The organism is Empedobacter sp. UBA7494 (assembly GCF_002478465.1).
Taxonomy (GTDB): domain Bacteria; phylum Bacteroidota; class Bacteroidia; order Flavobacteriales; family Weeksellaceae; genus Empedobacter; species Empedobacter falsenii_B.
Map to the genome: position 1 here is coordinate 1 of NZ_DLOC01000022.1, position 8,421 is coordinate 8,421.

The window sequence follows — 8,421 nt, forward strand, 5'->3', positions numbered from 1 at the left end:
TAACAAGGGGAAGATTACATAATAAATTAATAAAAAATAATCCCAACAGAATCGATTATTATACAACGAAAACCTACTTCTATTTTATTTCAAATATGTATGATAATTTTATAAAAGAATCTGAAGCTATATTGATTCAAGCTAAAAATAATAAGAACAATTGGTATAATTTAACTGATACTAATAAAGCAGATAGCCAAGTATTATTAAAAGTTTTCTACCCGTATATTAAATTTATGGCACCGATAAGAAACAATAATGATGAATATTATTTAGAAATTGTTGTAAAATTATTTGAAACTTATTTACCAAACACATCTGATCAATACTTAATTAAAGCTTGGGTACAAAACAAATTAGGAAAAGAAAATTTAGCCATTGAAAGTTTAGAAAAAGGACGAAAAAAATTCCCTAATAATCTTGATATCACTATTCAATTATATGAATATTACTTTTCTATAAAAAACCAAGAAAAAATGACTCAATTAAAAGATGAAATTTTTAATTCTAAAAATAAAGATTTAATAAACCAATTTCAATCTATTATAATAAATTATAAATAAAATTTTAATTTTCTTCAATTTCATTCTTCGTACCTTTCGACTATCAAAATTTAACTTTTTAGAATTCGATATAAAATGGAAAAAATCACAGATCGTCTTTCAGCTTTGAGAGAAGTTATGAAACAAAATGGGATTAGCGCAACAATAATTCCTGGAACAGATCCTCATGGAAGCGAATATTTACCTAATCGTTGGAAAGAACGTACTTGGATTTCAGGTTTTAATGGCTCGGCTGGAACTGCAGTTGTTACGTTAGAAAAAGCAGCTGTTTGGACAGATTCGAGATATTTTATTCAGGCAGAAGATCAATTAAAAGACACGACTTTTGAGTTGATGAAAATGAAAATGCCGGAAACACCTTCTATTAACGAATGGATTATTTCTCAGCTAAAAGAAGGAGAAGTTGTAGGACTTAATCCTCAAATGTTTGCACACAATGCTTTTGCAGAAAATTTTAATGAATTTTCATTCAATCAACTTTCAGTAAAAAATATTGATTTAATTGATTTAGCTTGGCAAGATCGTCCTGCTTTACCAGAGAATCCATTCTATATTTATGATGTAAAATTTGCTGGAAAATCTGCTTCAGAAAAAATTTCGGAAGTACGCAATGAAATGAAAAAAGCAAATACAAATATTTACATTATGAATTCGTTGGACGAAATTGCTTGGTTATTTAACATTCGTGGAAATGATGTTAACTATAATCCATTGACAATTTCGTATGCTGCTGTAGATACGGAAAATGCGTATTTATTTATAGATGAAGCGAAAGTAACTGTCGAAACAAAAGCCGCTTTAGCTAATGAAGGGATCACAATTCAACCTTATTTAGCGATTTATGATTATTTAAAAAATCAGAACGAAAAATCACATGTTTTGGTAGACGGAAATCGAATCAATCAATCGTTATATGAAGCCATTTCTACTTCTTCAATAATTAATTTAGTTGCTTCTCCAGTAACAAATCTAAAATCTGTTAAAAACGAAGTCGAACAAGAAGGCTTCAGAAATGCAATGGTAAAAGATGGTGTTGCATTGACGAAATTTTTCATGTGGTTAGAAGAAAATATCGAAAATAACATTAATGAAGTTACAATTGATGAGCAATTGAAATTTTTCCGTTCGCAACAGGAAAATTGTAAAGGTGCAAGTTTCGGGACTATCTGTGGATACGCTGATCATGGCGCAATGAACCACTACTCTGCTTCGCCTGAAACTGCTTATACATTAGGTCGAAAAGAAATGTTGTTAATCGATTCTGGAGCTCAGTTTTTGGAAGGAACAACAGACATTACGCGCACTTTGATGTTAGGAGAACCAACTACACAACAAAAAACAGATTATACCTTAGTTCTTAAAGGAAATATTGGTTTATCGCAGGCTATTTTTCCTGTTAATTCTCGTGGTTCTTTGTTAGATGTTTTGTCTCGTAAAGCGCTTTGGGAAAATGGTTTCAATTATGGTCACGGAACTGGACACGGAGTTGGTCATTTCTTATGTGTACACGAAGGGCCACAAAGTATTCGTTTAGAAGAGAATTTAACTCCACTAAAAGCTGGAATGGTGCTTTCTAACGAACCTGGTTTGTATCGCGATGGTGAATACGGAATCAGAATCGAGAATCTAATGATTGTTCAACCAGCGATGTCTACTCAATTTGGTGATTTCTTGAAATTCGAAATTATTACAGTTTTCCCAATTGAGAAAAATTTGATTGATGTTAATTTAATGACAAACGAAGAAATTACATGGTTAAATAACTATCATCAATTTGTTTTCGAGAAAATTTCTCCATTCTTAGACGAAAAAGAAACAGCTTGGTTGAAAGAAAAGTGCGAAGCTATTTCTAAATAAATCAATTTAATTTTAACAAAAATTCATTCTGAACTTGTTTCAGAATTAGAAATAAAAATATAGAAGCTGAAATAAATTTATCTTTACAAAAAAATCCTATTCACTTTCGAATAGGATTTTTTATTTCCCATAAAATTTGTATTATTGCAACATATTTGCATTAAGAAATGAAAAGACGAAATACACCAACCAAACAAGCGGTTATAGATTTGTTCAATTCGTGTACGACTGCATTAAATCAGGAACAAATTGAGACACAATTGCAAGGAAAAATGGACAGAGCAACGATTTATCGTATTCTGAATAATTTTTGCGAAGACGGAATGATGCATAAAGTTGTGGGAGATGACGGCGTAAATTATTTTGCAATGTGCAAGACATGTTGTGAGCATGTAGAGCATCATCACGATCATTTTCATTTTCGTTGCACGACTTGCAATCAACTTATTTGCTTAAAAGAAGAAATAAAAATTAGTTTACCCGAAGGATTTTCGATGCAAGATTGCAATTGCGTCATCACAGGAACTTGCCCAAATTGCCAAAAATAACAACAATGGATTTACAATGGTTTGTAAAATGGTTTAACTCGCCATATTATCATATTTTATACAAGAACAGGAGTCTTACAGAAGCGGAAGATTTTATTCAAAAAATCACGAATTATTTACAACTTCCACAGCACGCAAAAGTATTAGATTTAGCATGTGGAAAGGGGCGACACGCTATTACATTAAATAAATTAGGTTTTGATGTTTTAGGTATCGATTTATCTGAAGAAAGTATCAAGTACGCTAAACAATTTGAAAATGAATATTTAAAATTTGAAAAACATGATATGCGCGAAGTCTATCATCCAAACGAATTTGATGCAGTTTTCAATCTTTTTACAAGTTTTGGTTATTTTGAAAATTATGAAGATAATTTTAAAGTTTTTGAAGCTGTAAAACAACAAATAAAATCGCACGGAATTTTTGTTTTGGATTATCTGAATGCAGAAAAAGTAGTTTCGAAAATGATTCCTTATGAAGAAAAACTGATTGATGGAATTTTATTCAAAATCACAAAATCTGTCCAAAATGGTTTTATCAAAAAAGAAATTGATTTCACAGATAAAGGCGAAATATTTCATTTTGAAGAGTTTGTTCGTTTAATTTATTTCAACGATTTCAAAAAAATATACGAAACAGAAGGTTTTATTTTAGATAAAGTATTTGGAAATTATAATCTTGATGCTTTTGATGAACAAACTTCTGACCGATTAATTCTAGTTTTAAACAAATGAAAGAAAGTTTAATCTTAATTTCAAGTGTGTTAATTGGAGTTTTATTTTCTCGAATATTACTCAAAAATAAACACAATTCAAAACTACTGCTAACCTTTAGTGGAGCATATTTCTTAGCGATGACCGTTTTAGAAATTTTACCGCAAGTCTATGGACATCCATCCGAAAATCATAGCCATCATTCTATTGGATTGTTTGTTTTATTAGGTGTTGTTGTGCAATATATTTTAGAAACGATCAGTAAAGGCGTTGAGCACGGACATATTCATTTGCACAAAAAAGAGCAATTTCCTTTTGGAATTTTTGGCGGATTATTTTTACACTCGATTATCGAAGGAATTCCTGTTGCAAATGCTGAATCTCACAATTTTATGTGGGCAATTTTTGTTCATAATATTCCAGTTTCGATGATTTTGTTTAGCGCATTATGTCAACATACAGAATCGAACGCAAAGCGTTTTTTGTTTATGACTTTGTTTGCATTAGCCGCTCCAATGGGGTATTTCTTAGGAAAACATACCATTATTTCTAATTATTCTTTGGAAATGAGTGCAATTGTTTCGGGAATATTTTTACATATTTCAACCGTGATTTTGTTCGAAAGTAATGAAGGACACAAATTTAATCTGAAAAAATTCGGTTCTATTTTAGTTGGATTTATTCTCGCTTATCTCACGGTTTCTATGCATGTGCATTCTCATTAAAAATATAAAAAAAAGAAGTTCAAATTTGAACTTCTTTTTTATTATAACATTTTTCGATGATCTAAAACAAGAATTTCTCCATTCGAAACAAATTTCCATTTTTGATCTTTCTTACATTCAGAATTTGGTGTTGCAGATTTTATATCAAATTCAACTTCTTTGTTTTTCATCGAAATTGAAGTATGATAATCGCATTCACCAATTTTTACATTTGTCGATACATTATCATTTGCCAATAAATCCGTTTCTGGAATAGATTTTATTGCTTCATTAATAATATTCAAGTCTAATTCATTGTAAATCAAATCAAAATTATCTGTGACTAAATTTGTTGATAATCGAAATGAATTTGCCTCAACATCTGTCCTAATCGCAGTACTTTTGGTATTCAAATCTAATTCTTCGATACGTTTTGGACAATCCAAATAATCTGGAATTTTTTGCGCTTGTTTACTTTGTAAATCTTTCTGAAAAGTTTTAAGTTCAGAAAATAATTGTTTTTTTTCGGGTGAAGCTTCTTTAAATTCTGTTGTTTCTGTTAATTCTTGTTGAGTAAGCTTTTTGATTTCAGGTTTATTTTCTGAACAATTAAATAAAAGAAATAAAGTAAAAAATGAGTAAAAATAATGTTTCATAAGCAAGAGTTTTTGGTCTTACAATTTTACGAAATATTATTCTCAATTTCAATTATTTAACGTCTAAATTTTAAATTTTATATAAATGATAAATTGAAAAATATTAATTAAGATTATTTATATTTTTCTAAATCCAAACCAAGAATATCTCCAACTTTAGAAAATTCTTCATTTATCTTAGCATTCAAAATTAGTTGTTCATTTGTTATTGAATGATTAAATACCAATTGATGAGCATGAAGCATCATTCCTTTTAATCCAAAATTCTCTAACCACAATTTATTTTGCTTGTTACATCCATGAGGACGACTTCCCAAAATTGGATGAAAAATATGACGAAAATGCTTGCGTAACTGATGCATACGACCAGTTTCGGGAATTGCTTCTACCAAACAATAACGTGAAGTCGGATGATTGTTATATTCTAAATCAATTTCGGCAGTTTGCAAACGATGAAAATAGGTAATTGCATTTTGCTTTAAACCTTCGTCATTCGTCAAATCATAATCTATCGTCGTTTCTTCGGGAGCCCAACCACGCAAAATAGCTAAGTATTTTTTTTCAACTTCGCGTGTTGCAAATCGATCGTTCATAATTTTTAAACTTTCTTTATCTAAAGCAAAAAGCAAAACTCCTGACGTTTTACGATCCAAACGATGAATGGGATAAACATGTTGCCCACCGATTTGATTGCGTAATTCCTGAACAGCAAAAACAGACGCATCACGCGCATAAAAAGATTTGTGAACCAACAATCCGCTCGGTTTGTTAATGGCAATAATATATTCGTCTTGATAAAGAATTTCTAACATTTGGCAAAAATAGAAAGTTATTTTCGGTTAGAAAATAGAAGAGTCTTATATTTATTGTTTAATAAAATTGAATGAAAAAAGGATTGATTATTGGAAAAGGTTGGTTGGGATCAAGATTAGAAAAGTATTTAGAAATGCAATTTTTGATTGAAACTACGAAACGAATTTCGGATGCAGAAAATTGTTTTTCAATCGATTTTGATAATTATAAATCTGAGAAAATCTTAACGGATTATGATTTTGTTCTTGTGACAATTCCATTTGGAAGAAGAAATAATTTAGAAGATTTACAAAAACGGTTTCAGCACTTGATTGACTTTTTAGATGATTATAACAATCAACTTATTTTACTTAGTTCAACAGCTATTTATCCTGAAAATAATGAAATTATTTCTGAAAATTCAATTGAAACTTTTTATTTAAACAACCCTTATTATTCAATTGAAAATCAATTAAAAGAAAAATTTAATCAATTGATTATTTTACGCTTAGGTGGATTAATGGGAGACGATAGATTTCTTTCTAAATATATAGATTTAAATAGTGAAAATCTATCTCAAATGGTGAATCATATACATTATCTAGATATTTGTCAAGTGATTGAAAGAATAATTAATTCAAATAAAAATTCATCAATTTATAATGTCGTTACTCCTGAACATGCTACCAAAGAAGAAGTGTTAGAATATCAATTATACAAGAAAATTATTTCCTCTATAAATCGTGAAGGAAAAATAATTTCAAGTCAAAAAATTCAAGATGAATTTAATTATGAATTTCTTTACCCAAACCCAGTTTACTTTAAGGAAAATTAATTTCTTCTCTTTCGTTCTTTCGATTTAAATACAAAATAAAATGTTATCACTGATATAACAGTAATTAATATTGTGTCCCAATTTTCTTTGAATAAAGTCGTGATATTTTCCATTCTTGATGTTTATAAAGTTTAAAATTATAAAAAAAGCTGCTCTTACGAACAGCTTTTTAGAATTTATCTTAAATCTATTGATTAAGCGTGAATTGGACGATTGTCTGTAGCAGCTAAAGCAGCTTCTTTAATCGCTTCTGAGAATGTTGGGTGAGCATGAGACATTCTTGTTAAATCTTCTGCAGATGCACGGAATTCCATTGCTACAACTCCTTCCGCAATTAAATCAGCAGCACGAGCACCAATAATATGCATTCCTAAGATTTCGTCTGTGTTTTTATCAGCTAAAATTTTGGCAAAACCGTCTGTATCCATAGATGCACGAGCACGTCCTAAAGCTTTGAAAGGGAAAGAACCAACTTTGTACTCTACTCCTTCTTCTTTTAATTGCTCTTCTGTTTTACCAACTCCTGCAACTTCTGGCCAAGTATAAACAACACCAGGAATTAAGTTATAGTTGATATGAGGTTTTTGACCTGCTAATTGCTCAGCAACTAAAACACCTTCTTCTTCTGCTTTATGTGCTAACATTGCACCAGCAACAACATCACCAATCGCGTAAATGTTAGAAACATTCGTTTGTAAGTGATCGTTTGTTTTGATACGACCTCTTTCGTCAACCTCTACTCCTACGTTTTCTAAACCTAAAGATCCTGTGAAAGCACGACGACCAACTGCTACTAAAGCGTAATCTCCGTTAATTTCAATTTCTTCTCCTTTTTTAGAAGTTGCTTTTAATGTAACATCATTTCCGTTATTTACAACAGAAGTTACACCTGTAGAAGTGTGGAATTTCATTCCTTGTTTTTTCAATACTTTTGTCAATTCTTTAGACAAAGCACCGTCCATTCCTGGAATAACGCGGTCTGCATATTCTACAACTGTTACTTGAGAACCTAAACGTAAGTAAACTGATCCTAACTCTAATCCGATAACACCACCACCGATAACGATTAAGTGTTTTGGAACTTCTGTTAAAGCCAAAGCTTCTGTAGAAGTAATGATACGAGTTTTATCTGTTGGCGCAAATGGTAATTCAGATGAAACTGATCCTGTTGCGATAATTGTATTTTTAGCTTCAATTTCTTGAGTAGAACCGTCTTTAGCAGTTACAACAATATGAGTTGCGTCTTTAAAAGCACCTGTTCCTTCTAAAACATCAATATTATTTTTACTCATCAAGTATTTGATACCAGCTACGTTAGTATCTACAACACCTGCTTTTCGAGCAATCATTTGAGTGAAGTTTACTTTTGGAGCATCGATTTCGATTCCGTGCTCTTTAAAGTGATTTACAGCATCGTAATAGTGGTGAGAAGAATCTAATAAAGCTTTTGATGGAATACATCCTACATTAAGACATGTACCTCCTAAACTTTCTTTCTCGATAATTGCTGTTTTAAATCCTAATTGCGCTGCGCGAATAGCTGCAACATATCCTCCAGGTCCAGCACCAATTACGGCTACATCATAAGAACTCATATAGTTTTATTTTGATTTATTATTATAATTAATTTAAACTCTACAAATATAACCAATATCGAATAGATTTTCGTTATAAAATTATAATGAATTTTGTTAGCTAATTGGGAATAGTATTGATACAATTATTATAGTTTTAATGTAATCTTCCCCTTGTT

9 protein-coding genes are annotated in these 8,421 nt (G+C 30.5%); 6 read left to right on the plus strand and 3 right to left on the minus strand.

Annotation, left to right across the window (positions count from 1 at the left end; genetic code table 11):
• The 5 genes from B4E95_RS02250 to B4E95_RS02270 form a co-directional block, all read left to right on the plus strand.
• A partial coding sequence (locus B4E95_RS02250) for a hypothetical protein (RefSeq protein WP_291089602.1) occupies positions 1-563 on the plus strand: 563 nt, incomplete at its 5' end.
• A gap of 75 nt (positions 564-638) precedes the next feature.
• Positions 639-2,420, plus strand: a complete 1,782-nt coding sequence (locus tag B4E95_RS02255; protein ID WP_291073878.1) for an aminopeptidase P family protein — start codon at positions 639-641, stop codon at positions 2,418-2,420.
• A gap of 167 nt (positions 2,421-2,587) precedes the next feature.
• Positions 2,588-2,968: a Fur family transcriptional regulator gene (locus B4E95_RS02260; protein WP_291073876.1), complete on the plus strand. Its 381-nt coding sequence runs from the start codon at positions 2,588-2,590 to the stop codon at positions 2,966-2,968.
• A 5-nt stretch (positions 2,969-2,973) separates the two neighbouring features.
• A complete protein-coding gene (locus B4E95_RS02265; RefSeq protein ID WP_291073874.1) occupies positions 2,974-3,702 on the plus strand; it encodes a class I SAM-dependent methyltransferase in 729 nt (242 codons plus the stop codon).
• Positions 3,699-4,406: a ZIP family metal transporter gene (locus tag B4E95_RS02270; protein ID WP_221855878.1), complete on the plus strand. Its 708-nt coding sequence runs from the start codon at positions 3,699-3,701 to the stop codon at positions 4,404-4,406. Before B4E95_RS02265 ends, B4E95_RS02270 begins: the two co-directional genes overlap by 4 nt.
• 41 nt (positions 4,407-4,447) lie before the next feature.
• Here the strand turns inward: B4E95_RS02270 and B4E95_RS02275 are convergent, their stop codons facing one another.
• On the minus strand, positions 4,448-5,041 hold the full coding sequence (locus tag B4E95_RS02275; protein ID WP_291089605.1) for a hypothetical protein: 594 nt from the start codon (positions 5,039-5,041) through the stop codon (positions 4,448-4,450).
• A gap of 113 nt (positions 5,042-5,154) precedes the next feature.
• The gene (locus tag B4E95_RS02280; protein WP_291089608.1) at positions 5,155-5,853 is read right to left on the minus strand and encodes a pseudouridine synthase; all 699 of its coding nucleotides are present in this window, start codon (positions 5,851-5,853) and stop codon (positions 5,155-5,157) included.
• A gap of 71 nt (positions 5,854-5,924) precedes the next feature.
• Here B4E95_RS02280 and B4E95_RS02285 point away from each other — a divergent pair, with 71 nt between their 5' ends.
• On the plus strand, positions 5,925-6,668 hold the full coding sequence (locus tag B4E95_RS02285; RefSeq protein ID WP_291089611.1) for a hypothetical protein: 744 nt from the start codon (positions 5,925-5,927) through the stop codon (positions 6,666-6,668).
• 194 nt (positions 6,669-6,862) lie between these two features.
• Here the strand turns inward: B4E95_RS02285 and lpdA are convergent, their stop codons facing one another.
• Positions 6,863-8,263, minus strand: a complete 1,401-nt coding sequence (gene lpdA / locus B4E95_RS02290; protein WP_291089614.1) for a dihydrolipoyl dehydrogenase — start codon at positions 8,261-8,263, stop codon at positions 6,863-6,865.
• Positions 8,264-8,421 lie beyond the last annotated feature (158 nt).